Annotated in this window: 23 protein-coding genes and 6 pseudogenes; 12 read left to right on the top strand and 17 right to left on the bottom strand. The window is 57.9% G+C overall.

The window, feature by feature from the left end; genetic code table 11:
• Positions 1-1,367 (top strand): amidohydrolase family protein (locus AC1D1Z_RS24645; RefSeq protein WP_477851825.1); only part of this gene is annotated, 1,367 nt, incomplete at its 5' end.
• On the opposite strand, the gene AC1D1Z_RS24640 is transcribed toward AC1D1Z_RS24645, so the two are convergent.
• The 3 genes and pseudogenes from AC1D1Z_RS24640 to AC1D1Z_RS24630 all read right to left on the bottom strand — a co-directional run.
• Complete coding sequence (locus AC1D1Z_RS24640) at positions 1,288-1,479, bottom strand: exonuclease domain-containing protein (RefSeq protein ID WP_312860767.1); 192 nt, start codon at positions 1,477-1,479, stop codon at positions 1,288-1,290. The genes AC1D1Z_RS24645 and AC1D1Z_RS24640 overlap by 80 nt on opposite strands.
• 176 nt (positions 1,480-1,655) lie before the next feature.
• Positions 1,656-1,871 (bottom strand): annotated as a pseudogene (locus tag AC1D1Z_RS24635) (methyl-accepting chemotaxis protein); the annotation flags it as partial.
• A gap of 464 nt (positions 1,872-2,335) precedes the next feature.
• A pseudogene (locus AC1D1Z_RS24630) lies at positions 2,336-2,656 on the bottom strand (hypothetical protein); the annotation flags it as partial.
• A gap of 296 nt (positions 2,657-2,952) precedes the next feature.
• Between AC1D1Z_RS24630 and AC1D1Z_RS24625 the strand changes: the two are divergent.
• Together AC1D1Z_RS24625 and AC1D1Z_RS24620 are read left to right on the top strand one after the other, a co-directional pair.
• Entirely contained in the window at positions 2,953-3,363 is a 411-nt protein-coding gene (locus AC1D1Z_RS24625) for a winged helix-turn-helix transcriptional regulator (RefSeq protein WP_018245306.1), read from the top strand.
• A 165-nt stretch (positions 3,364-3,528) separates the two neighbouring features.
• Positions 3,529-4,956, top strand: coding sequence for an aldehyde dehydrogenase family protein (locus tag AC1D1Z_RS24620; protein ID WP_477851824.1), 1,428 nt, complete (start codon positions 3,529-3,531; stop codon positions 4,954-4,956).
• Between the two features lie 664 nt (positions 4,957-5,620).
• Here AC1D1Z_RS24620 and AC1D1Z_RS24615 read toward each other — a convergent pair.
• From AC1D1Z_RS24615 to AC1D1Z_RS24600, 4 genes and pseudogenes are all read right to left on the bottom strand, one after another.
• Entirely contained in the window at positions 5,621-5,908 is a 288-nt protein-coding gene (locus tag AC1D1Z_RS24615) for a MurR/RpiR family transcriptional regulator (RefSeq protein ID WP_018245308.1), read from the bottom strand.
• 108 nt (positions 5,909-6,016) lie between these two features.
• Positions 6,017-6,976, bottom strand: coding sequence for a sugar phosphate isomerase/epimerase family protein (locus tag AC1D1Z_RS24610; RefSeq protein ID WP_477851823.1), 960 nt, complete (start codon positions 6,974-6,976; stop codon positions 6,017-6,019).
• Positions 6,973-7,913: pseudogene (locus tag AC1D1Z_RS24605) on the bottom strand (Gfo/Idh/MocA family oxidoreductase); the annotation flags it as partial. The pseudogene AC1D1Z_RS24605 and the gene AC1D1Z_RS24610, both read right to left, overlap by 4 nt.
• Before the next feature lie 52 nt (positions 7,914-7,965).
• Positions 7,966-8,169 (bottom strand): annotated as a pseudogene (locus AC1D1Z_RS24600) (DUF433 domain-containing protein); the annotation flags it as partial.
• A 153-nt stretch (positions 8,170-8,322) separates the two neighbouring features.
• Between AC1D1Z_RS24600 and AC1D1Z_RS24595 the strand changes: the two are divergent.
• Entirely contained in the window at positions 8,323-9,417 is a 1,095-nt protein-coding gene (locus AC1D1Z_RS24595; RefSeq protein ID WP_018245327.1) for a nucleotidyltransferase family protein, read from the top strand.
• 296 nt (positions 9,418-9,713) lie between these two features.
• Here the strand turns inward: AC1D1Z_RS24595 and rsgA are convergent, their stop codons facing one another.
• Positions 9,714-10,766 carry a ribosome small subunit-dependent GTPase A gene (rsgA, locus tag AC1D1Z_RS24590; RefSeq protein ID WP_018245326.1) on the bottom strand — a complete coding sequence of 351 codons (1,053 nt, stop codon included), beginning with the start codon at positions 10,764-10,766 and terminating at the stop codon, positions 9,714-9,716.
• Between the two features lie 34 nt (positions 10,767-10,800).
• A complete protein-coding gene (locus AC1D1Z_RS24585; protein WP_018071841.1) occupies positions 10,801-10,977 on the bottom strand; it encodes a hypothetical protein in 177 nt (58 codons plus the stop codon).
• Between the two features lie 176 nt (positions 10,978-11,153).
• On the opposite strand from AC1D1Z_RS24585, the gene AC1D1Z_RS24580 reads away from it, so the two are divergent.
• Positions 11,154-11,483, top strand: coding sequence for a hypothetical protein (locus AC1D1Z_RS24580; RefSeq protein ID WP_018517229.1), 330 nt, complete (start codon positions 11,154-11,156; stop codon positions 11,481-11,483).
• Here the strand turns inward: AC1D1Z_RS24580 and AC1D1Z_RS24575 are convergent.
• From AC1D1Z_RS24575 to AC1D1Z_RS24555, 5 genes and pseudogenes are all read right to left on the bottom strand, one after another.
• Positions 11,467-11,805: pseudogene (locus tag AC1D1Z_RS24575) on the bottom strand (PIN domain-containing protein); the annotation flags it as partial. The gene AC1D1Z_RS24580 and the pseudogene AC1D1Z_RS24575 overlap by 17 nt on opposite strands.
• The gene (locus tag AC1D1Z_RS24570) at positions 11,802-12,029 is read right to left on the bottom strand and encodes a CopG family transcriptional regulator (RefSeq protein ID WP_085990123.1); all 228 of its coding nucleotides are present in this window, start codon (positions 12,027-12,029) and stop codon (positions 11,802-11,804) included. The gene AC1D1Z_RS24570 and the pseudogene AC1D1Z_RS24575, both read right to left, overlap by 4 nt.
• Positions 12,030-12,238: 209 nt before the next feature.
• Positions 12,239-12,622: a type II toxin-antitoxin system VapC family toxin gene (locus tag AC1D1Z_RS24565; RefSeq protein WP_018245324.1), complete on the bottom strand. Its 384-nt coding sequence runs from the start codon at positions 12,620-12,622 to the stop codon at positions 12,239-12,241.
• A complete protein-coding gene (locus AC1D1Z_RS24560; RefSeq protein WP_018245323.1) occupies positions 12,619-12,819 on the bottom strand; it encodes a type II toxin-antitoxin system VapB family antitoxin in 201 nt (66 codons plus the stop codon). The genes AC1D1Z_RS24565 and AC1D1Z_RS24560 overlap by 4 nt, the downstream gene beginning before the upstream one ends.
• Before the next feature lie 164 nt (positions 12,820-12,983).
• A complete protein-coding gene (locus AC1D1Z_RS24555; protein WP_155256963.1) occupies positions 12,984-13,223 on the bottom strand; it encodes a hypothetical protein in 240 nt (79 codons plus the stop codon).
• Positions 13,224-13,322: 99 nt separating this feature from the next.
• Between AC1D1Z_RS24555 and AC1D1Z_RS24550 the strand changes: the two genes are divergently transcribed.
• On the top strand, positions 13,323-13,673 hold the full coding sequence (locus tag AC1D1Z_RS24550) for a hypothetical protein (protein ID WP_477851827.1): 351 nt from the start codon (positions 13,323-13,325) through the stop codon (positions 13,671-13,673).
• A 148-nt stretch (positions 13,674-13,821) separates the two neighbouring features.
• Here the strand turns inward: AC1D1Z_RS24550 and AC1D1Z_RS24545 are convergent.
• Positions 13,822-13,953: pseudogene (locus AC1D1Z_RS24545) on the bottom strand (transposase domain-containing protein); the annotation flags it as partial.
• A gap of 59 nt (positions 13,954-14,012) precedes the next feature.
• On the opposite strand from AC1D1Z_RS24545, the gene AC1D1Z_RS24540 reads away from it, so the two are divergent.
• Both AC1D1Z_RS24540 and AC1D1Z_RS24535 read left to right on the top strand, forming a co-directional pair.
• Positions 14,013-14,645: a DUF433 domain-containing protein gene (locus tag AC1D1Z_RS24540; RefSeq protein ID WP_018245319.1), complete on the top strand. Its 633-nt coding sequence runs from the start codon at positions 14,013-14,015 to the stop codon at positions 14,643-14,645.
• A complete protein-coding gene (locus AC1D1Z_RS24535) occupies positions 14,642-15,016 on the top strand; it encodes a DUF5615 family PIN-like protein (protein WP_018245318.1) in 375 nt (124 codons plus the stop codon). Before AC1D1Z_RS24540 ends, AC1D1Z_RS24535 begins: the two co-directional genes overlap by 4 nt.
• A 71-nt stretch (positions 15,017-15,087) precedes the next feature.
• Here the strand turns inward: AC1D1Z_RS24535 and AC1D1Z_RS24530 are convergent, their stop codons facing one another.
• Entirely contained in the window at positions 15,088-16,668 is a 1,581-nt protein-coding gene (locus tag AC1D1Z_RS24530; RefSeq protein WP_018245317.1) for an ABC transporter substrate-binding protein, read from the bottom strand.
• A 121-nt stretch (positions 16,669-16,789) separates the two neighbouring features.
• Here AC1D1Z_RS24530 and AC1D1Z_RS24525 point away from each other — a divergent pair, with 121 nt between their 5' ends.
• Positions 16,790-17,575 carry a helix-turn-helix domain-containing protein gene (locus tag AC1D1Z_RS24525; protein ID WP_018245316.1) on the top strand — a complete coding sequence of 262 codons (786 nt, stop codon included), beginning with the start codon at positions 16,790-16,792 and terminating at the stop codon, positions 17,573-17,575.
• Positions 17,576-17,631: 56 nt separating this feature from the next.
• Here AC1D1Z_RS24525 and AC1D1Z_RS24520 read toward each other — a convergent pair whose 3' ends face one another.
• Complete coding sequence (locus tag AC1D1Z_RS24520; protein ID WP_018245315.1) at positions 17,632-18,666, bottom strand: LacI family DNA-binding transcriptional regulator; 1,035 nt, start codon at positions 18,664-18,666, stop codon at positions 17,632-17,634.
• Positions 18,667-18,826: 160 nt separating this feature from the next.
• Between AC1D1Z_RS24520 and AC1D1Z_RS24515 the strand changes: the two genes are divergently transcribed.
• From AC1D1Z_RS24515 to AC1D1Z_RS24505, 3 genes are all read left to right on the top strand, one after another.
• Positions 18,827-20,401: a sugar ABC transporter ATP-binding protein gene (locus tag AC1D1Z_RS24515; protein ID WP_018245314.1), complete on the top strand. Its 1,575-nt coding sequence runs from the start codon at positions 18,827-18,829 to the stop codon at positions 20,399-20,401.
• Positions 20,401-21,411 carry an ABC transporter permease gene (locus AC1D1Z_RS24510; RefSeq protein ID WP_018517231.1) on the top strand — a complete coding sequence of 337 codons (1,011 nt, stop codon included), beginning with the start codon at positions 20,401-20,403 and terminating at the stop codon, positions 21,409-21,411. The genes AC1D1Z_RS24515 and AC1D1Z_RS24510 overlap by 1 nt, the downstream gene beginning before the upstream one ends.
• Before the next feature lie 100 nt (positions 21,412-21,511).
• Positions 21,512-21,817, top strand: a 306-nt coding sequence (locus AC1D1Z_RS24505) for a sugar ABC transporter substrate-binding protein (protein WP_477851819.1), incomplete at its 3' end; no start/stop codon positions are given.

The following is a 21,817-nucleotide window of genomic DNA, read 5'->3' as shown; positions in this document are numbered from 1 at the left end:
GCCATCACCATTTCGGGATCACGCCGCTTATGCAGGGCGTACCCTTTGCTCTCCTGGAGTTTTGGCTGCCGCAATTCCGGGCGATGCGCCAAATCGATGTCCGGCTCGACACGCTCTATTCGGCCATCGAGATGCTGGAAAGCGGAACGACGATGGTGCAGCATATCAACAGCGGGCTTGCCGGCGCACCGGAGAACTGGATGGCGACGGCAAATGCCACGCTGGAGGCCTATATCGAGATAGGCATGCGGGCCGGTTTTTCCTTCATGATCCGCGACCGCAACATTCTCACCTATGACGAGGATGCCAAGGTGCTGGCCACCCTTCCGGACACCGTCCGCAGTTGGATCGCGCCCAAACTCCACGCGTCCAACATCCCAATCGCAGATCTGATGACATTTTACCGTGCGCTCAGAGAAAGCTGGTTCGACGCTCGGCCGGATCACGTCCGCATCAATCTCGCCCCTGCCAATCTGCACTGGTGTACGGATGAATGCCTGCACACGATTTTCGAAACGGCGAGGGAGACCGACGCGCAGGTTCATATGCATCTCCTGGAAACCGAGCGGCAATCGAACTTCGCCCACAATAAATTTGGCCATAGCGCCGTTCAGCATTTGAAGGCGCTCGAATGCCTCGGTCCGAACGTCACCCTCGGGCACGGCAACTGGATGAGCCGCGCGGATCTCGACATCGTAGCCGATTGCGGCTGCAGCATTTGCCACAATGCCTCATCCGGCCTGCGGCTCGGCAGCGGCATCGCCCCCGTCAACGAAATGCGCCGGCGCGACATTCCGGTAGCACTCGGCATAGACCAGTCGAATATAGCTGACGACCGCGACATGACGCTTGAAATGAAGCTCGTCTGGGCACTACACCGCGAAACAGGCCTGTGGAACGACCGTCCTGATGCTGGTGCCGTGCTGCAGATGGCGACGGAACACGGTGCTAGAACCGTGGGCTTCGGCGGCTTTACGGGCCGGCTCGAACCAGGTCATCAGGCCGATATCGTGCTGATGGATCGCCGCAAGATCGGAAGGCCGCATGTGAACGTTCGGACGCCGGCAGTAGAAAGCCTCCTGCATCGCGGCGGACGACATGCCATCACCCAGGTGTTCGTCGGCGGTCGCCTTGTCGTCAATGATGGAAAAGTCATTACGATCGACCGTGAGGCGGTGCTTTCAGAAATTCGCGACCGGTTGGAATGTCCCGAAACGCAAGGCGAGCGGCAGGCCTTGGATGCGATCGCCTCCCTGCTCCCCCATCTTGAAGCCTATCACCGCAATTTCACGCCGGCGGCCGGTTATCGCTCCTATCGATATAACGCGATGGCGGACGAGGAATACGTCCTGCCGCATCGAAAGTGAAAGCGATCACGCCAATCTCGATAATCTCATCCTTGCGAACACTGAGGCCCGTGGTCTCGGTGTCGAGAATGATGCCCTTGAGGGGTACGTGGGCCGGGGCGAATGGTGCGATTAAGCGCGATCAGTTTCTGCAGGATCCAATATCGAGCTGTCTCTGACAGATGTCGGGCCATGTCCCCTCCACTCATGGGGTTGGAATGCTTGTCGGGTTTGGCGGATTTTGAGGAGCCACGCATGACCACTTGGTCGCGCGTAGCTTGCTCCGAAAGCATGTCAAACTGTTCCACCGGCCAGCCCCACGGCTTGCTCGCGCGACGACGCCGCAATGGCATCGACGTGTTTGTTCATCGCGACCACCAGTTCCCCGATCTGCTTCAATGAGCCGCCTGTTTTCGAAACGAGTTCAACACCAGTAGCAACTTCACCGCTTGAGGTTTGAATGAGCGCCTTGATTTCCTTGGCAGCCTGTGCCGATCGTTGCGCCAGTTCACGGACCTCCTGGGCATTCGCCCTTTGAAACAGCCCCGCGACAACCGTGCAGGACACGATAGCGAACCACACGGACGCGGTCCGCTGAAGTATCGTCAGCCGCCAATGGCTTCGCGCACCGACCTGCGTCAACCTGCCGATCAAACCCCAAATCACGGCAACTATGCTTGCCAAGGCAACGAAAATGATAAGCTTTGGCAGGAAGTCCGACGCGCTCGGCGGAGGTAGAAGAACAAGTCCGAACACAAGGGCCTTCGGGTTGAGCGTCGTCGTCACATATATGCGTCGAGCGACGGCGGCTTCTCAAAATCAATCTTAAGCCATCCCTGGGCGCCCAAGCTCAAATTCGTAGTCAGCGAAGGCGCGACCGCACGCTTGAATAAATTCCAGCATTTGGCCCCGGAAGACGAAAGCTTTTTGAAGGTTCTGGCGATCGCGGAAGCGCTGTGATCGTTAGAAATTTACGCCCGTTCCCTGCAATGCGCGAACTCGTTGCCCTCTCCGCCGTTCGCTTGAACTGTTCGTCACTATCAGCCAGAGCGGCCAAATCGCTTGACACCAGTCGAACAACTGCTGGGCAACAAGATGGACGACCTTCCCTTCCCGTTGGATCCGGCCATTGATCGCCATCATCGACGATTCGAGAACGATCCGCCGGCGTTTTTCGAAGAGTGTCGGCCCGCCCTGTCTCGTCCTCGATGGTAATGAACATGACGCCGTTGGCCGATCCCGGCTTTTGCCGCACGAGCACAAGTCCGGCGGTATAGACCCAATGCCCTTGCGTTCATTGCCTCTGCACAATCACCGCCCCTTCAGACAGTATCATTCCGGCGCGACCTTCTGCCCGGCGCCGATGGGCAGTCAGCACTCGCTGACCCCGGCACGCCTTCGGGCGCAAAAAGGTGGGTCATCGGCGCCATAACTATGCGATTTTTGAGTTCAAGCGATCGGTTGGCGATGGGGCGGAAAAGACTGCTTGTATCGGGACTGGCCCTCAGTAGAACTCCGTTGCGTTTAACGGGCCCACCGGTATACCATGTAAACCTAGCGTCAATTAGGCACTTCAAGTCGCCTAGGTATATCGAAGGAAACCGTCATGCTCGAACTTGAACCGCTCTGCTTTTCTTCTGAATGCCCGAGCCGGGCCTTGTTCGATCAGATTGCTGATAAGTGGTCAATGATGGTGCTTGCCGTACTCGACGACGAACCGCAGCGCTTCAACGCCATTCGCCGTCGGCTGCAAGGTGTCACGCAAAAAGCACTCACTCAGTGCCTCCGCCGGCTCGAACGCAACGGCCTGATAGCGAGAGAGGTGATTTCACTCTCGCCGGTCGCCGTTCAGTATCAGGTGACGCCGCTGGGCCGCACGTTACGGGAGCCACTCCAGGAACTTCACAAATGGACACTGGTAAAACTGCCGGAGGTCACCGCAGCAAGAGAGGCTTTCGACAGCATAGATGGCGGGCAGAAGGGCGCGGACAGATCGCTAATCCAGTTACGTCTTTAACGCGACGAGAGCGACTGCAGGAGGTCCGATACGGGCTCGCGGCGGTTCGGGAAAGAGAACTCGGACCAGGTATACTGTGCCCTACCAGGGCTACTTTAAGTGCCTAATTGACGCTAGGTGTACAAAATATACTTGTGTTTCCGTCAACAATGATGGAGCATATTCATGCGCAACAATCTTCAATTCTATATCGACGGAGCCTGGGTACAGCCCAAARGCACGGCCGTGATCGATGTTATCAACCCCGCGGACGAAAGCGTCGTTGGTCAAGTCGCGCTAGGCGATGCAAGTGATGTGGACGACGCGGTTTCAGCCGCGCGAAAGGCATTTGAACCGTATTCACTCACCTCGATTGAGGAGCGAATTTCGCTCTTCGACCGGATTATAGCTGCCTACGACAAGCGAGTGAGCGACCTAGCCCTCGCGGTAACGGATGAAATGGGCGCGCCGCAATGGCTTTCAGAGCAATTGCAGGTGACCGTCGGCGTTGCCCATTTCAAGATTGCACGAGCAGCGCTTGAGACCTACCGATTTGATGAGCCTCTTGGCACAAGTGAAGTCGTGCGCGAGCCGATCGGCGTTTGTGCGCTGGTCACGCCATGGAATTGGCCCTTGATGCTGATGGCCGCAAAGGTGGCACCTGCACTTGCTGCGGGTTGCACCGTGGTGTTGAAGCCGTCTGAAATCGCGCCGTTCTCAGGTACGATCCTTGCCGAAATCCTCCATGACGCCGGAATACCCAAGGGCGTGTTCAACCTTGTTCATGGAAATGGCCGCGTTGTCGGCAATGCTTTGACGAGCCATCCCGAGGTGGACCTTGTCTCCTTCACCGGCTCAACTGCGGCTGGGATCGAGGTGGCTCGCACCGGTGCGCTCACAGTCAAAAGGGTACATCAGGAACTGGGGGGGAAGTCACCCAACATCGTTCTCCGTAGCGCGGACCTCGCTTCTGCTGTCGAAGGGGGCGTGGCCCAGATGATGCTGAACAGCGGACAGAACTGCAGCGCACCATCTCGGATGCTGGTCCATGTCGATCAGGTTGCCGAAGCAATCAGCTATGCCAAGGCGGCCGCCGAAACGTGGTCGGTCGGCCATCCTTCTTCTAATTCAAAGATGGGACCGGTGGCCTCGGAAGCGCAATGGAACAAAATCCAGCGTCTGATCCAGTCGGGTCTCGATGAAGGCGCCACGCTTGTGACTGGAGGGCTCGGCCGTCCCGACGGACTTGATGCTGGCTTTTACGTCCGGCCCACGATCTTCGCTGACGTTCGCAACGACATGACGATCGCGCGCGAAGAAATCTTCGGGCCAGTCCTGGTCATCATCGCCTATTCCGACGAGGAGGAAGCGGTGAGGATCGCCAACGACACGACCTACGGCCTTGCTGCCTATGTCCAGGGTGAGCGGGTTGCGGCCGAAGCTGTCGCGCGTCGCCTGCGTGCCGGCCAAGTCTACCTGAACAATGTTAATCTTGATCTGGCTGCGCCCTTCGGCGGCTACAAGCAGTCCGGCAACGGACGTGAATGGGGTCCGATGGCGATCGCTGAATTCCTTGAGACCAAGGCCATCATCGGTTTCCGTGAGGCAGCTTGACAGCCTAACCTGATTATGGATGCCCGGAACTCAATTGATCCGGGCATTCTGCTGTTTCTTCCCACCGCCGGCGGAGGACCGTGATCTGTCAGTACTTCTCGAAAGCGCGATGCGTTCTTGCAGCCCCCATCTGTCCTCGATCTCTCACCCCGGCGCGGAAAAAAATAGAAGGGGTGCTGGCGGATGGAGCGTCCTGCCGATTTCAGAACAGCATGAAGTAAGAACTCACCTGACGGAATCGCCGGGTTGCATGCACCTACCCGCAAAGACCGATTGGCAGGATCTCGAAAGCATTCGTACGGATTGTGCAATGACATCGCCTGCGGATCCGATAGCTTACAAAAGCAAGCGGTCTCCTCGACAGCATCCGTTTTCATCTTCCGCAGTTTCCGCCCCAAGAGACTTCGCGAATGGCATCCGCAGGCGTCCCTAGAGTCCGGATGCTGCCCATAAAGGCTCCGCATTCTCCCGATCACCTTTGCGCGCAAATACGAAAATTGCCACCTTGGGAAACTTCATCTTATCGAACATTAGCTTCAGGGCCTTTATGGCCCGCGCGTCGCCATTTCTAGCTGCATTCCGTGCTTCGTCGATCTCCTTGTCGTAAAGTTCGCCAGGAAACTCCGCCGATCACCGCCGATGGGGCCGCAGAAATCGCGGATCTTCAGCGATGACTAGCGGCAGTGCGGCAGATATCTTCTCTTATTATCACACGAAGCTCGCCGAAACTTTGGAATCCAATGTGCCGGACAAGCCGATGGACCGTTGTTGGAGAAACGCGGCACCTGCGCGCCACCGCGGCAGCACTTTCAAAGGCCGTTATTTCCGGCCTTTCCAGGATCTCCCTTGCGACCCGTTCGAGACCGACGGGAAATACCAGCTGCCGGCTGGCGATCAGGCGCTTCAGCTCCTGCAGTGTTGAGGGAGGAGGAGAGTTCCGATCCTGTAGCATTGCGCTCACTTTCAAAAGAGCTGACTTCACGCAACTCAGCCGAAGCCCGCACAGAGGCGGCGCCACACATAAGATATGCGAAGTGCAGTCGGGCGTGTTTCGCTCCGACTAGATCGCCTGCGGCTTGAAATCGCTGGCTGCGACCGGCATCACGCCCTGCAACAGAGCGACGGACTTCTCCAGTCCTTCAAGGCTGTTCAGAAGCACATCCTCATGCTCTATCGAGAGCCAGCCATCGTAACCGGCCATCTTCAGCCTGTAGCAGAACTGCCGCCACCATTCTTCGCCGTGGCCAAATCCCAGCGTTATATAGGACCAGCTACGCGCCGGGATATCCATTAGGCTGCCGTTCTCCAAAAGGCTGGTGACGGCCTGCTTCGGAGTGTTGAGGAGGGTATCTTTGGCATGAACGTGGTATACGGCTCCGCCGAGCGCTTCTGCGGCGACAAGAGGATCGGCACCCATCCAGAAGAGATGCGACGGGTCCAGGTTTGCTCCGACGACCGGGCCAACGGCTTCGCGAAGCTTCAGCAACGAAGGGACGTTATAGACGCACTGATTGCCATGCAGTTCCAGCGCAATGCGTTCCACGCCGTGCTCTCTCGCTAGTGCCACGATCCTGGTCCAGTACGGGAGGAGCTTCTCCTCCCACTGGTAGCGAAGGATAGCCTGCGTTTCCGGCGGCCATGAGGAGACCACCCAGTTCGGCATGGTGTCGGCGGCATTCCCGGCTGGAAGTCCCGACATCGCGCAGACGGTCTTGATACCCAGCTCGCCGGCTGCGCGGATCGTATCCTCAAGACCCTGCCCCTGGCCATGATCGGTCGGATGCAGGGGATTTCCGTTGGCGTTCAAGCCTACCACTTCAAGTTCCCGGTCGGCGAAAGCTCTGAGGAATGACTTCTGCGCGTTCTTGTCCCGCAGGATCGTCGATAGATCGAAATGCRGCGCCGTCRACCAGCCACAGGTGTTGACCTCGACGCCGGAGACGCCCAGCCTTTGCGCGTGATCCAGCATTGCCTCGAAGGGCAGGCCGCCGAGGCTGTCTGATACGAATCCAAGCTTCATGCGTAAAACTCCGGTTTGGAAATCATTTCGACGGGAACCTTGCAGCCGTCGTTCAAGGCCGTGACGCCGGCTTCGGCGACCCTTGCGGCGCAGTATCCGTCCCAACTGCTCGACGCGATGTGCGGGAACACTCCGGTCTCGACGAACCGAATGAAAGCGCGGTTCTGGCGGCGATAGGCTTCGGCATAGCGGCCGCGCCAATCCGCTTCGTAGCTTGTGCTCTGGCCGAGCTCCCGGTCGACGCGGGTGTAGTTGACGGCGTTCATGGCGATGGTCGCCTTCTCGCCCACCAGTTCCGCGCRCACGTCGTATCCGTAGGCCGCGTTATTGTTGATCTCGATATTCACGAGTTGATCATCGGCGGTTTCGAGCACCATATAAACCGGTGCGACCAGCGCGTCGGAGCGCTTCGGCTGGAAGGCGGAGATCGATACGTATTCGGTGTCGAGAACATGTCGGACGACATCGAACTCGTGCGGGGCGGAATTGGTGATTGCCATCGCTCCGGTGAAGTCCGACGCGGGCGTCGCGACATTACGATGAAAGTTGTGCATCATCAGGGCGCGGCCAATCGCACCGTGCTCCAGAGCCTGCTTCATCTCCACATAGGATTGATCGAAGCGGCGCATGAAGCCGAGCATTATGAACTTCTTTCCCGCGGCTTCTTCCGCCTGCATGATCTCCAAGCATTCTTTCGAAGATTGCGACAGCGGCTTTTCGCAGAGAGCCCGTTTGCCGGCTCTTATGCAGGACAGCGACAAGGGCGCGTGCGTGAAATCGGGGCTTGCGATGATAACTGCGTCCACGTCCRGACGRGCGGACACCCGGTCGGGTCTGAGTCGACGTCGTGAGCGCYGTAGGCGTCCGCCACCTTGCGGGCGCGATCYGCATCCATGTCGCAAACGACCTGGAGGCTCGCCCCCGGCAGATCCGCTGCTGCATCGGCAGAACCACGAGCGATGTGTGCAAGCATTCATCGACGAGAAACTTCACGTAGCCGTGCCCGAGGGCTTTTCGGTGGCGGCCTTTCCGAGAGGCAATCGCTTCACCGACTTCACTTTCAGTCCCTGCTCCGACAATTTTCGTGGCCGCCCACGGGCAGGATGAGCCGCTGCCCAGATTTCGGCCAGGTCCACCATGCGCGCAGTGAGAGCCGGATAGCCCTCGACGATCTCCTCCGTGGGAGCGCCTTGCGACCGGTATGACGGGCCGACGATTAAAGAGCGCTCGCGCTTTGCTGCGGAGATTGTTGGCGCCCTGCGCGAAGGCAAGCATCCTATCTTGCGACCTATCCTCTCGGCGGTTATACTGTTTTTGAAAAACAGTATAACGCCGGAGTCGAACTTATGAAGTCCATCGACCTCATGTATCAGACGATGCTCGCCGAGCTCGGTCAGCGCTCGCTCGACGCCGCCTGGACGGCCGATTTCCCTCCAGAGGGTCGGTTCACTCCGGCGAACATCAAGGGGCGCAAGTACTGGTACTTCGACATCCCAGATGGACATGGTGGTACGAAACGTCGTTATGTCGGTTCTGCTGAAGATCCGGATATCGCGCGGCGCGTAGCTGATCATAAGCGGGACAAGGACGATCTACGCGCTCGCAGGCGCTTGGTAAATACCCTGACCCGCGAAGGCGGGATGATCGCCCCTGATGCCATGTCGGGCGACATCGTCGAGGCTCTTGCCGATGGCGGTCTCTTTCGGCTCCGAGGTGTTCTCATCGGCACGGTGGCCTTTCAATGCTATGCAGGACTGCTGGGCGTCCGCCTCCCCATGGCTGCGATCCTGACCGGCGATGCGGACATCGCCCAGGACCACGCCATCAGTCGCGAGGTTGAAGACAGTCTGCCTCCGATCGTTGAGCTGCTGCAGGGCGTCGACCCCAGCTTCCGGCCAGTTCCACATCGATCGGGGTCCGCGGCCTCGTCGGCGTTTCAGAACGCCAACGGCTACAGGGTTGAGTTCCTGACGTCGAACCGTGGTTCTGATGACTACATCGACCAGCCGGCGAAGATGCCCGCCCTTGGTGGCGCCAGCGCGGATCCACTACGCTTTCTCGACTTCCTCATAAGGGAACCCGTCAGGACAATGCTGCTCCACCGAAGCGGTGTCTCAGTCGTCGTCCCTGATCCGTCCCGGTATGCGGTCCACAAGCTCATAGTCGCCAGCCGCCGACACACTGACCGGCAGGGACTGGCGAAGCGAGAAAAGGACGTTCGTCAAGCTGCGCTGCTCTTTGAAGCCCTGCAGCAGACAAGGCGATCTGCCGACTTGGCGCTCGTCTACAACGAAGCATGGGAGCGCGGGCCTGCCTGGCAAGAAGGTATTCGAACCGGGGCGGGAATGCTGCCGGCACAAGATGCCGAGCGATTCAACACGGTCCTGATCGAGGGCGCAAAAAGAAACCGCGAAGAAATTGAACTTCCGCTTGGAGTATAGGCTGTCTTCAGCTTCGACAGCCAAGCTGTTGATTTGATTCGAAGAGCCGAAGACAAATATGGTGCCGAGAGTTCGAGGCCCAAGGCGATTTGCACGAGCGGGACAGCTAGAGAAAGCACGTCCGCATCTCGTTTGTTCAAAGACATATCCCGCACAAGCGGGGAGCGGCCGTTTGCAGGGTCTTCTTCTTGACCGCAATCCCAATCATTGAGCGCTGACGCTATCCCCAGCCCAGCCAATTCAGGTGGCGGATCGTGGCTGACGCCGATGAGCACCGTCGCAAACGTTCAACACTTTCAATATTTCTTCTTGCGGACGATCTTGTTGCCGCGGGGTCCGCTCACGACCGGTGTCCGGTCGCGATTTTCTGTAAGCAGGTTCCGCCAGCGTTCCAGGCGATCGGCGACCAGGGCACCGCTTGCGACAGCTGCCTGAACGGCGCACCCCGGTTCATGGGCATGGGTGCAGTCGCGAAAGCGGCAAAGCGGCGCCAGTTCGGTTATTTCAGCAAAGAGGGTGTCGATACCGTCGGTAACATCACTCACGTAAAGCGTCCTTATTCCCGGGGTATCGATGACCCAGCCGCCGCCTGAAATTGCATGCAGGGATCGTGCGGTGGTTGTGTGTCGGCCCTGCGCGTCATATTCGCGGATGGTGCCTGTCTTTTGCTTTGTGTCAGATTCAGGCCCGGTCATGGTGTTCACCAGTGTTGATTTTCCGACACCAGAAGACCCCACCAACGCAACTGTTTGGCCGATGCCGCACCAGTGCCTCAACAGGGAAACTGCGTCCGCGGAGCGCCCATTCAAGGCAATGACAGGCAGGTCACGCTGCAAAGCCTCGGCTTGCGCCTGGAACATGCCGGCATCTTCCGCGGTGTCGGCCTTTGTCAGCACAATCACCGGATTGCTCCCGGCCTGGTTGGCCATGATCAGGTAACGTTCCAGCCGAGCAAGATTAAAATCGGCATTGCACGAGGTCACGATCAACAGGGTGTCGACGTTGGCGGCAACAAGTTGCTGGCCACGCCCGCCTTCCGGTCGTCGCTGAAAGACGCTTTTTCGGTCGAGACGTCTGATGAGCATGTCGGTCAGTGGATCGGCAAGAACCCAGTCGCCGACCGCGTAGTCACCAGTATTGGTATTGGCTGGAAATTCCAGTCCGACCGGCCCGGTGACATCGATTGCCTCGATGCGTGCCCGGTGAACGGAAGCAATGCGTCTGGGGATCAAGTCAGCTTCGCTGGGCTGGACCTGGTCCGCGAAGAATTCTGACCACCCAAGCAGTTCCAGCGGCGGAGAAAGTTGGGAGCTGGTCAAATCCTGTTCCACATTCGTTAAGGCTGCCATAAAGGGTTTTCAATGATCTTCCGCGGCTTCTCGCCTAGCTGCGTGGATGATCCCGTTTTGGCAACGAGGTTGCGTAAGCAGCAGCTTCGCCGGGGTAGGGGAAATCGTCCCCGAGCTGACGGTCGCCATCGTAGACTTTGAAGCTGGGCCCTTCAACTTCAACGATCTTATAGCCATTCACGTATTCGATCTTCGGTGTTTTCCAGCCCATCAAAGCTCTCCGATCCGGTCCGAGGCTCTCTGAAGATGGTGCCAAGACCTCATACTCGGCGGTCCTATCAGGTGCTTCACGATTAGCCAACGCCGGGTCGATCCTGTTCAAGGCGAATGTCGATTATTTAATGAAGCGAGCTCATCCTGGAGGAAGAGAAGGAATTCAACGCCCGCATGGCCCGTTTCCGGTCGGAACAGACCATTCTCAAATGGCGCCTTGAACAGCTAGATCAAACCTTATCTGGCTTACGCGAGCAGGAAGCTGCAGTTCAGAAGCAGGCCGAGGTCGTAAAGGACGAGCTGCAAGGCAAGCAGTCGCCGGTCGAACGGGGGCTGATCAATCGATCAGATTACACGGAGCTTCTGGGCATCGACGCCGATCTGTTGGGGCAAGCGCTGCCATCGCCTCTGAACAGGCAACAACCGGCTCGCAAATCGCGGAAGCCAAGGAGCAGGTGGAACGCCTGCGAACCCAACGCACGGAAGAAGCCGTTACAAAACTGAATGAAACAGTTACCTGCCCCGATGTTAGAATTTTCGTGGCAGCRATATCACCTGACCCGACAGGGCTCACATCGTCCGGCCAAAAACTGTGACCGGGGAGCGACCGCAATTTGCGGACGATCTCCATCACGAGTGACGGTGAACCGGGAGAGTTGGGATATTTGGGGTTGCCGACAATCCGGATGACACCATTTTCGGTAATGGGGCAGGTAGCCCACGCGGTCTGACCCATCGCCGCGAACCATTCGTGCGCATCATCATGGGCTACATGGCCCGGATCGATTAAGGCAATCAGCACATTGACGTCGAGCAGGAAAGTCACTGCAGTTCGTCACGCAAGGCGTTCACGATTTCGAGCGTCACTGGCGGCGCATCCGGCCGAGCTGACAGGAGAGGAATGCCATTGCGCTCGCGGCTGCTGGGCGGTCGGCGCAGAGAACGTCTCGCCAGCTCAAAAATGACCTCGCCGACGCTCCGGTGCTGCTGGGTTGCCATCGCCTTTGCGGCGATCAGGACATCGTCGTCGATTGCCAAGGTCGTTCTCATATCCGCCTCATCACGCATCATATAAAGCAGGTGGCCGGCCTTCTCAAGGTTGATACCGAAAGGACGCACCATTGCGCCAACCTGTTCACCGGCGAAAACGATTGAAAACGCATTCTCAAATCTGTGCGCGAACCACGGGTCTCCGGTTCGAACCTGCTCAAGGCGAACGATCGGAAAAATGCGAAAGATCGGCAGAACTATTTAGGTGTTTAGTTGCGAGCATTGGCCGGCTTATGCAATGAAGCGCCTGCCTTTTTGGCCGCCGCCTGAAGACGCTTGTCCCTGGTCCATAACGCCGCTCGCCGATCAAGCAGTATCGAGGCGAGCAAGTGGGCATCTGTATAGCCGATGCCCATACTGAAAATGCCGTGACGATCAATCATTGTCATCACTTCGTCATGCGTTGCGACGAACGCTTGGCGCTGGGCTGCCAGAAACGCTATCACGCGCCCGCGATCTCGAAGGCTGCCAAGCGCCAGTTCGCCAACTACAGCCGGATGGCAGAGTAGACGATCGTCCTCAATGATCGTCCGAAGTTCCGCATCAACATGGCGGAAATGATCGATCCATATAGAAGTGTCTGCCAGTATCACTTGGCAGCTGCGCTCCGGCGACGTGGAGCTGCCTCTGCATCGGGCATAGTTCCGCCGAGCGCGATGAGGCGTTTTCCGGACTCTACTCGAACAAGCGTCTCCAACGCCTGGCGGACTATAGCAGCGGTTTCTTTTGTGCCGGTCAGGGACCTGGCCCTTTCCATGAGAGTGTCGTCTAGATTGATAGTCGATCGCATCGTTTCTTATCCTGTTCAGGCGCTTTAACTAGCACCATTTGGTGATAAAATCTACGCCTAGTTCCCACATCGATACCTGAGGACCGCCGAGTGAGAGCGGGAGCTGCGCGACCGCGTGGCGGCTACCGTAGCCGATCAGGTCACTAGCGCTCGCTTGCTTCGACCTATTTCGACATCTTCTGAATCTTCTCGATCTGGACGTCGATGATCGTCTGCGCGGCAGGCGGGACAACATCCCATTTCATCAACACGACCCCGGCCGAGCCACTCCGGCAGGCTGTTGCCATAGCTGATGGAAAGCCGGTCAGGATTGGGGGCGGTGCCAGTGTTGTGCGCGACTTCCTCTGAGGCAACGGCCAAAAAGATGTCCGGATGTTCGACGCGATTGTGTAGGTGATCACCATTGGGGTCGCCTCGGGGAAAGCGGCGAACATGCGCTGCCGAAACGACGTGACATCGCCTTTTTGGACTGTTGTGAACCGCCTCACCAGCCATAGCTGAAGGTGGCACCACTGCCGTTATCCCCATCCTGCACCCTGGGCGGGCAAACCACAACGGCATTCGGGCTGGCCGGACTGGGCGATCTGCACGTCACTGTTGGCGGAGGGCGTAACAGCCGCCTCCGCCAGGGATTGGGAACTGGCCGCACAGTCGTTGAAATGTTGTCGAGCGAACTGTTTGGCGAAACGGTCGAAGGTGTGGATACAGCGCGGGTTCTGGCGAATATGGCGCTTGAGAAGCAACATACCGATGAAGATCCGCTCGCTTATTTCCCTCTGGCGTCTGCCATCATGAACGCCGTTCTTCAGCAGAAACGCTTCWCGTTGGATTTTTCAAACCTCATTGTCCAGTARACCGGGTCGTTGATTTCCAGTGAAATCTGTCAGTATTTATTGGAAGTCGCTAATGGAATGCACAAAGCAACTCGGGCAGCATATGTGCATGGTGAGATTCTGTTTCGATGGATCGGATTTATCGTAAGCATCCGGTGAAGGCCGCAGATTAGGCTGCTTGAGCGTTCAGTCCGTGTAGCTGCCAATTCCACGGAAGCAATTGCACCAGCTTACTGATTGGCGTGTCGGCGATGCGGGCCAGGACGTCAGCAAGCCAAGTCTGCGGATCGATGTCGTTGAGCAGCCACATTGCGAATTACCCGTGAATCATATATATTCTTTCGAAGGAGAATATTAATTATGGCTGCAGGACTTCGCGAATACACACCCACTGAGGCGGCTGCCGTGAGTGAGATCGGCATTAAGTCGGTACACAACGCGATCGACAAACGAATCATTGGAAGCCCCTCTACCGGCCACCGAAGCCGAGCGATCACTGACGACGATCTGCTGCGCCTGAAACTCTGGTTCGGCGTCGGCTCAATCCTTTCCGCCGAGCGCCGGAAGCGCCTCTTTGCCGCCATCGACGAAAATCCTGAAGCCGACACGGTCAGAGCAGACGACTATCTGATCGTCGACGTCGCGAGAGCGAGGGAGCGCTTGGCCGCGCGTGGCGAAGCGCTCAGGGAAGCGGACAAGATCATCCACAGCGTGAAAGGTGTGGTTGGCGGTGAGCCGGTCTTCAAAGGAACGCGCGTTCCTGTCCGAACAATCGCTGCGATGAAATTGCAAGGCGCTCCCACGGACGAGATCGTCGAGGGCTATCCGGCTCTCACTGCGCGCATGGTGGACCTCGCCGAAATCTGGGTAGCGGCTCATCCTGCCCGTGGGCGGCCACGAAAGTTGTCGGAGCAGGGACTGAAAGTGAAGTCGGTGAAGCGCTTGCCTCTCGGAAAGGCCGGTACCGAAAAGCCCTCGGGCACGGCTACGTGAAGTTTCTCGTCGATGAATGCTTGCACACATCGCTCGTGGCCGTGGCTCAACATCACGGCCACGATTGCTTCCACGTCAATTGGCTGGGCCTGAGCGGCGAGACCGATTGGGATCTGATGCCTCGGATCGTCGCGGAAGATTTTACCTTCGTGACGAACAATGCCCGCGACTTCAGGAAACTCCATGCGCGAGAGGATCTGCATGCTGGCTTGGTGATCATCGTGCCGCAGGTTCTGCCGATGCAGCAGCGGGAATTGTTCACGCTCGTTCTGCGGGAACTCGCCGGATCTCCGGATCTGGTGAACGARGTGATCGAGATCGCCATCGAAGAGGGCGAGGCTCTGCTGACGCGCTATGCACTGCCAGAGTGAAGATCAATTTCCGCCAATGCGGGACAGATTGGTTAGAATCCGCGCGCGCCCTATTCGCCCGGCTTCGGGCATCAGGCGTCCAGCCAGACACGCGTCGCGACGTAGCCGTTCGACATATCGTTGCCGATGTCGTCGACATAGCCCTTCAGCGTCTTCGAAGAGGCCATGATGTTGTCGTTGAAGACGGGCAGGATCAGACCGCCATCGTCTCGCACCATCAAAGCCAGCTGTCGATAAAGCACCTTGCGCTTGGCTTCATCGAGCTCAGACCGCGCCTGCAATACCAACTTGTCGAAGTCAGGCTGCTTGAAATGCGTGTCGTTCCATTCGGCGGTCGATAGATAGGAGGTGGAATAGCGCGAATCCTGTGTCGGGCGACCGCCCCAGAAGGAGGCGCAGAAGGGCTGCTTGTTCCAGACATTAGTCCAGTAGCCGTCTTCCGGTTCGCGCTTCACGTCGATCGTGATCCCGGACTTGCGCGCGCTTTGCTGGAACAGGATCGCCGCATCCACGGCGCCCGGGAAGGCTGCGTCGGAGGTGCGCAACAGAATTGGACGGTCGAGACCCGATTTCTTGAAGTAGAAGGCGGCCTTGTCGGGATCATAGGGCCGTTGCTCGATATCGGTCGGCGCCAGGGGGTAGTTGGAGTTGACCGGATAGTCGTTGCCGATCGTTCCATAGCCGGCGAGAACCTTGTCCAGGATCGACTGACGATCGATGGCATATTTCAACGCGAGACGAAGGTCGCTGTTGTCGAAGGGCGCCGTGTCGCAATGCATCAGGAAGCAGTAGAAGCCCTTGCCTGCATTCCGGATGATACTCACAGTCGGTGCCCGCTGCAGCATGGGAACTGTCTTCGGGTCGATGCTGTTGACGAAATGGACCTGGCCGGAGGCAAGCGCCGCAACGCGCGCGGTGTTGTCGTTGATGACGAGTATTTCGACGCTGTCGACAAAGCCGCGGTCGGAGCGCCAATCCTTTGGGTTTTTCTCGAATGTGGCGCGGACCCCGGGTTCGAAGCTTTTCAGAATGTAAGGACCGGTGCCGACTGCTGCTGCCGGATTTTCGACGCCGCCCTTGGGTTGGATAATCAGGTGGTAGTCGGTGAGAAGGAGAGGCAGATCCGCATTGCCTTCCGAAAGCGTCAGGACAAGGTCGCCCGCCTTTTCTTCAATGCTTGCAATTGACGCCATGAGCCCAAGAGCGCCCGACTGCGAGTTTTTGTCCGCGTGCCGCTTCAGCGTCGCGACAATGTCGGCGACGGTCATCTTGCTGCCGTCGTGAAACCGTACATCGTTCCTGATCTTGAAGGTCCAGATGGAAGCATCCGTCGACGGCGTCCAGGAAGTTGCCAGCGAGGGCAGGGGTGCGCCAGTCTTGGGGTCGGATTCGACAAGTGTGTCGCCCCAGAGGCGGCCAATGACGAACAGTACCGAGGCACTGTATGTTGCCGGGTCGAGCGCGTCGCTGGTGGCGCCGCCCTTAAGGCCAAGCTTCAGATGGCCGCCACGCTTGGCTTCCTGCCCCCGTGCGTCACGCGGCATCAGGAGGCCCGAGGCGAGGGCCGGCAAGGCGCCGAGCGCGACGGCACCGCCGAGGAAGTGGCGGCGGCCGATTCTCGGCTGCGAAGATCGATCCTTTTGATGCGTCATAACGGTCCCCTCTTTTTCATTTGTAAGTGGGAACGTAGAGGCTGGGTCGGCTCACGCAATTTCGCGACTTGACGCATCCTTAAGCGAGTTTACGCTAGTTCACGAGAAGACGGAGTTACGGATGCCTCACCTGGTCGAGAACCTCAAAATCGCCTGCGCAACGCAACGTTCAATTTCGCATCTGTGCCGTGCAATCGATATCAACCGGCAACAATTCAATCGATACATCAACGGCCAGACGAGGCCTTCCGCCCATAATCTGGCTCGCATCGCCAACTATTTCGATCTTGATGCAGCCGACTTTGGCCTCGCTCCCAAGCAGTTTCGCGAGCGACTTCACAAACCCGTCCTCGGTAGCAACGGAGGTTCAGAGCTTCTCAAAGCGTTTCCCGGAAACCTAGCCGCGCTCAGGCGTCATATCGGTTATTTTCAGACCTATTATCGTTCGCCATCCTGGCCCGGGATGGTTGTCTGTTCGTGCAGCCGCCTCATCGAGCAGGGTGGATTGGTGCAGGCCAAATCGATGGAGCGGCTTCGAGACCTCGGAAGCGGCATTCAACAGTTTTCGAAATATCTCGGCTTGGCGGCCTTCTATCGGAACCGGATCTTCATCACGCAGCGTGTCGTCGGACCGAACGCCATGATGTCGCAGACTATCCTCCTGCCATTCGACGAGTATCAGCGCGTCTATCTACGTGGGACGACGATGGGAATTTCGTGGCGAAGGGAAAACCTCCCCTATGCCTCGCGGATGATCTGGCGGCATGTCGGCACCGAGCCAGACTTGCGTGAACTACTTGCGCGCTGTGGACCTGTCCCGCTATCGTCGCGCCAGCTACCACCGACGGTGCGCTCATTCCTCGAGGATCCAGCTGCAGAAGTATATGAGGTGCCCGCAGAGTATTGAGAAAAGGCCAGGGGGCGATGTCACAACGGCCGCCAACGTATCACCAGGCAGTTTTCTTAGATATTAGTCGCTGTGTAGAAGTCGAAGGGTACAATGTGCTGCGACACGGTCGGTGATCGGTCGGTATCGAGAGCTTGCGCCATTGCGCGCACCAAGGTCTCCCCCAACTGCTTTGCCGGGTGAGATAGGACGACCTTGATCAATCCTTCAGCAAGACCGGCTTTTGTTTCATTCGTGAGCTCGTGTGCTATGACCACAAGGCGTTTGGCTGCCGGTCCACCATCCTCCCGCAGAGCTCGCATCACACCGGTGATGCCGCCGCCGGCAACGTAAAGCCCGACCCAATTTGGTTCGGTCTGTAGAAGGTGACGCGTGGCCTCATAAGCAATTTCGGGCTCTTCAAGGGTTGCAACCGTCTCCAGCATCTGAAAGCCCGGCGCGCTCTCCCGGAAGTATGATCGAAACCCCATTTCGTTTAGTTCTTGCGCAAGATATCGGTGATTTCCGACGAAGACGGAAACCTTGCCGCCATTGCCATTCAGCCCGGCTATGAACCACGCGGCCGTGCGGCCCTTTTTGACGCAGTCGTTGCCGACATAGGCTGCGCGGGAGGCAGTGGAAATATCGGAAATCATGGTCACGACCGGAATGTTCTCTGCTGCAAGACCATCGACGGCGTGGTTCACCTGCGGGTGGTCGGAGGTGATCATTCCAATGACGTCGGCTTCGCGACTGAGAGCGTAGATCGCCTCGGCAGCCTTGTCGGGCGCAAGATCGTCCATGAATCTAACGATGGCCCTTCCATGGGCGTCGGGAAATGCTTCGGTCGCCGCGACGAGAACATCGCCCCACATTTGATAAAGCTTGCGGTGAGACTGCTTGAGAAGAAAGCCAAATTTGATCACCGGCTTGTCGTGCTCGAGTCGCCGGGCGATGGCCGTCACGCCATGGAAACCAATCTGGCGGGCGGCGTTAAGAACCCGCTCCGCCGTCTGTGGGCGCACGGGGTCGCGACCGTTCAACACGCGGTCGACTGTTGAAATGCTTACATTCGCGGCTTTTGCCAAGTCGGGGATCGTTGGGCGTGACATAATAAGCCTCTCATAATCTGACGCTATTTATGAGAGGTTTTGGGAGAAAAATCCACAGCTTCGTTGACAGCTGGCGGAATTTTCGCAATTTCATCTTTCAGCAAAAGCCAATTTGGCGGGAGGGCTTGGGAGAGCTCTCTCATTTGGAGGAAATACTCTCATGTCTGCGACCTTGCAAAAGGTGGCGCCGCTTTCAGGCGGCGAAGGCCATCGCACGCCTATAGATAGCGGAGCCGGCTTCGTTCTTGAAATGCGTTCAATCACCAAGGCCTTCCCTGGTGTTCTCGCGCTCGATGGCATGAGCCTGAAGGTTCGTCCCGGCACCGTCCATGTCCTCGTCGGGGAAAATGGCGCCGGCAAGTCGACGCTCATGAAGATTCTGAGCGGTATCTACGCGATCGACGGCGGAGAAATCCTTTTCAGAGGCGAAAAGCTCGACCACCAAAGCGCCGCAGCCGCACTGGACCGAGGGATCTCGATGATCCATCAGGAACTCAGCCCGGTGCTCGACATGACCATCGCCGAAAACATCTTTCTCGGCCGCGAACCCACTTACGGCCGGACAGGCATTTTGTCCCGGTTTGTCGATTTCGATCGCATGAATTCAGATACGCAGACGCTCCTGGATCGGCTGGGTCTGAAATACAGCCCCCAAACCAAGATGCGAGACCTGTCCATCGCGACGATGCAACTCATCGAGATCGTCAAGGCGATTTCGCGCGAGGCCTCTCTGGTGATTATGGACGAACCGACGTCGGCGATCAGCGACACGGAAGTCGCGATGCTCTTCAGACAGATCGCAGACCTGAAAGCAGCAGGCGTCGCGATCATCTACATCACACACAAGATGGACGAGATCTTCCAGATCGCCGACGACATCACGGTGATGCGTGATGGCCAGTTCATCGCTGCCGCCCCGGCCAGCGAATATGAGCCCGCAAAGCTGATTTCCCAGATGGTCGGCCGCACGATCTCCAGTATTTTTCCGAAAGAGGAAGTGCCGATCGGCGAGATTGTCCTTTCCGTCGAGAACCTCTCTCGTGACGGCAGCTTCGAAAATGTCAGCTTCGAGGTGCGCGCCGGCGAGATCATTGGCCTTTCCGGCCTGATCGGCGCAGGGCGGACAGAGGTCGCCCGGGTGATCTTCGGCCTGGACGCGGCGGACGCGGGCGTCATCCGTCTGAACGGAAAACCGTTAAAGCTCATGTCCCCGAAGGATGCCATCGCCAACGGCATCGCCATGGTCTCAGAGGATCGCAAAGCGGAAGGTCTGGTGCTTTGCCGGTCCGTCGGCGAGAACATCTCGCTTGCGAACCTCAAGAAGTTCGCTTCCGGCCTTTTCATCAGCGAGCGGCAGGAAGAGACAGCTTCCCAGCGCATGATCAAGATGCTCCAGATCAAGACGCCCGATACGGCAATGATCGTTGAAAACCTCAGCGGCGGCAATCAACAGAAAATCGTTCTCGCCAAGTGGCTGCTGGGTGATCTGAAGCTGCTCATTCTCGACGAACCCACACGAGGCATCGACGTCGGGTCGAAATCCGAAATTCACAGACTGATGACCGAGTTCGCTCGTCAGGGGCTGGCGATCGTCATGATCTCATCTGAACTGCCCGAGATCCTAGGCATGAGTGACCGCGTGGTGGTGATGAGCGAAGGCCGGGTGACCGGCGAACTAACAAGGAACGAGGCCACGCAGGAAAACATCATGCGCCTCGCCACGGGAGGACACTGATGAGTATCGAACGCGCAGAGGCGGCCGTGAAACGAGGAGGCCAGGTGATTTCAGGCTCTCGAAACATGAGCTTTTCCCAGATCTACCGGCAGTACGGCACGGTTCTCATCTTCGTCGGAATCTGCATCCTCGCGTCGATTTTGAGCCCGACGTTCTTGACGGAAGCCAACCTGACCAACGTCCTTCGTCAGGTTGTGGTGGTTAGCCTTCTCGCATGCGGCGTCACCTTTATCATTATTCTGGGACATATCGACGTATCGCTGGGATCTGTTCTCGCGCTCTGTGGGGTCATCGCCGCGAGCGTAATGGCCATCACCGCCAGCGTCATCCTCGCGGTCGTCGCGGGCGTAGCAGTCGGCATTCTGACCGGCATCGTAAACGGTTTCGTCATCACCTTCTTCCGCATCCCGTCGTTCATCATGACATTGGCAATGACGACCGTCGCACGCGGCGCAGTGCTCCTTTATACGGGTGGATCGCCCGTGACGGGCTTGGGCGACTTCAAAGTGATCGGGCAAGGCTCGCTTGGCCCAGTACCGATCTCCGTGCTCATCCTCGCGATCGTCATCGTCATTTCCTGGATTCTTCTCAACAAGACCAAGTTCGGCCGATACGTCTATGCGGTAGGCGGCAATGAGCGTGCCGCGCGCGCTTCCGGCATCAATCCAGACAGCATCGTCGTGAAGGCTTTCATCTTCAACGGCATTCTGTGCGCCGTCGCAGGCATCGTCCTCATGTCTCGCATCAATTCCGGTCAACCGGCCGGCGGCGTCGGCTATGAGTTCGACGCGATCACCGCGGTGGTCGTTGGCGGCACCAGCCTGATGGGCGGCACCGGAACCATTACCGGCACAATTATCGGATCGCTGATCATCGGCGTCATCAACAACATGCTCAATCTCATGAATGTCAGCTCGTACTGGCAGCAGATCATCAAGGGTCTGATCATCGCGATCGCCGTGATCCTCGATGTCTGGACGAAGTCTGCCCGCAGCAAAAAGAAGGCATGACCGATGTTCTTCGGCGGGCTAGCGCCTGCTGAGGAACCACCTCTTTGTCGGCGGGATTTCCCGCATCCGGAATGAATCTGAAACTCTATGGGAGGACCAAATGAAAGCCATTTCCAAACTCGCTCTCGCCTGCGCCATATCCCTTGCCGGGATCTCCACCGGCGCTGCATTCGCCGCGGACAAATTCGTCGTCGGTTACGCCAATATGGCGGATACGGACGTCTTCGTCATGGCGCGCAAAAACGCCTTCATCGAAGCGTCGAAATCCGATCCGGCAGTCGAAGTGAGCTTCTCCGACGCCAACAACGACGTCAGCAAGCAACTCGATCAGATCGACAACTTCATAGCGCAGAAAGTCAATGCGATTGTCGTCGTGCCGGTCGACTATCAGGGCATCGTACCGGGC

Source organism: Rhizobium sp. P1_E1, from assembly GCF_056406015.1.
Note: the sequence above shows the minus strand (reverse complement) of the source record. Positions and strands in the feature narration are given on the sequence as shown.

What these genes read in the sequence shown, in the direction of transcription:
- AC1D1Z_RS24625 (WP_018245306.1), top strand. Translation starts at nt 2,953, where the DNA reads ATGCTCGAACTTGAACCGCTCTGCTTTTCTTCTGAATGCCCGAGCCGG.
- AC1D1Z_RS24615 (WP_018245308.1), bottom strand. Translation starts at nt 5,908, where the DNA reads ATGCTACAGGATCGGAACTCTCCTCCTCCCTCAACACTGCAGGAGCTG.
- AC1D1Z_RS24595 (WP_018245327.1), top strand. Translation starts at nt 8,323, where the DNA reads ATGAAGTCCATCGACCTCATGTATCAGACGATGCTCGCCGAGCTCGGT.
- rsgA (WP_018245326.1), bottom strand. Translation starts at nt 10,766, where the DNA reads ATGGCAGCCTTAACGAATGTGGAACAGGATTTGACCAGCTCCCAACTT.
- AC1D1Z_RS24585 (WP_018071841.1), bottom strand. Translation starts at nt 10,977, where the DNA reads ATGGGCTGGAAAACACCGAAGATCGAATACGTGAATGGCTATAAGATC.
- AC1D1Z_RS24580 (WP_018517229.1), top strand. Translation starts at nt 11,154, where the DNA reads ATGGCCCGTTTCCGGTCGGAACAGACCATTCTCAAATGGCGCCTTGAA.
- AC1D1Z_RS24570 (WP_085990123.1), bottom strand. Translation starts at nt 12,029, where the DNA reads ATGAGAACGACCTTGGCAATCGACGACGATGTCCTGATCGCCGCAAAG.
- AC1D1Z_RS24560 (WP_018245323.1), bottom strand. Translation starts at nt 12,819, where the DNA reads ATGCGATCGACTATCAATCTAGACGACACTCTCATGGAAAGGGCCAGG.
- AC1D1Z_RS24555 (WP_155256963.1), bottom strand. Translation starts at nt 13,223, where the DNA reads ATGGTGATCACCTACACAATCGCGTCGAACATCCGGACATCTTTTTGG.
- AC1D1Z_RS24540 (WP_018245319.1), top strand. Translation starts at nt 14,013, where the DNA reads ATGGCTGCAGGACTTCGCGAATACACACCCACTGAGGCGGCTGCCGTG.
- AC1D1Z_RS24530 (WP_018245317.1), bottom strand. Translation starts at nt 16,668, where the DNA reads ATGACGCATCAAAAGGATCGATCTTCGCAGCCGAGAATCGGCCGCCGC.
- AC1D1Z_RS24525 (WP_018245316.1), top strand. Translation starts at nt 16,790, where the DNA reads ATGCCTCACCTGGTCGAGAACCTCAAAATCGCCTGCGCAACGCAACGT.
- AC1D1Z_RS24520 (WP_018245315.1), bottom strand. Translation starts at nt 18,666, where the DNA reads ATGTCACGCCCAACGATCCCCGACTTGGCAAAAGCCGCGAATGTAAGC.
- AC1D1Z_RS24515 (WP_018245314.1), top strand. Translation starts at nt 18,827, where the DNA reads ATGTCTGCGACCTTGCAAAAGGTGGCGCCGCTTTCAGGCGGCGAAGGC.
- AC1D1Z_RS24510 (WP_018517231.1), top strand. Translation starts at nt 20,401, where the DNA reads ATGAGTATCGAACGCGCAGAGGCGGCCGTGAAACGAGGAGGCCAGGTG.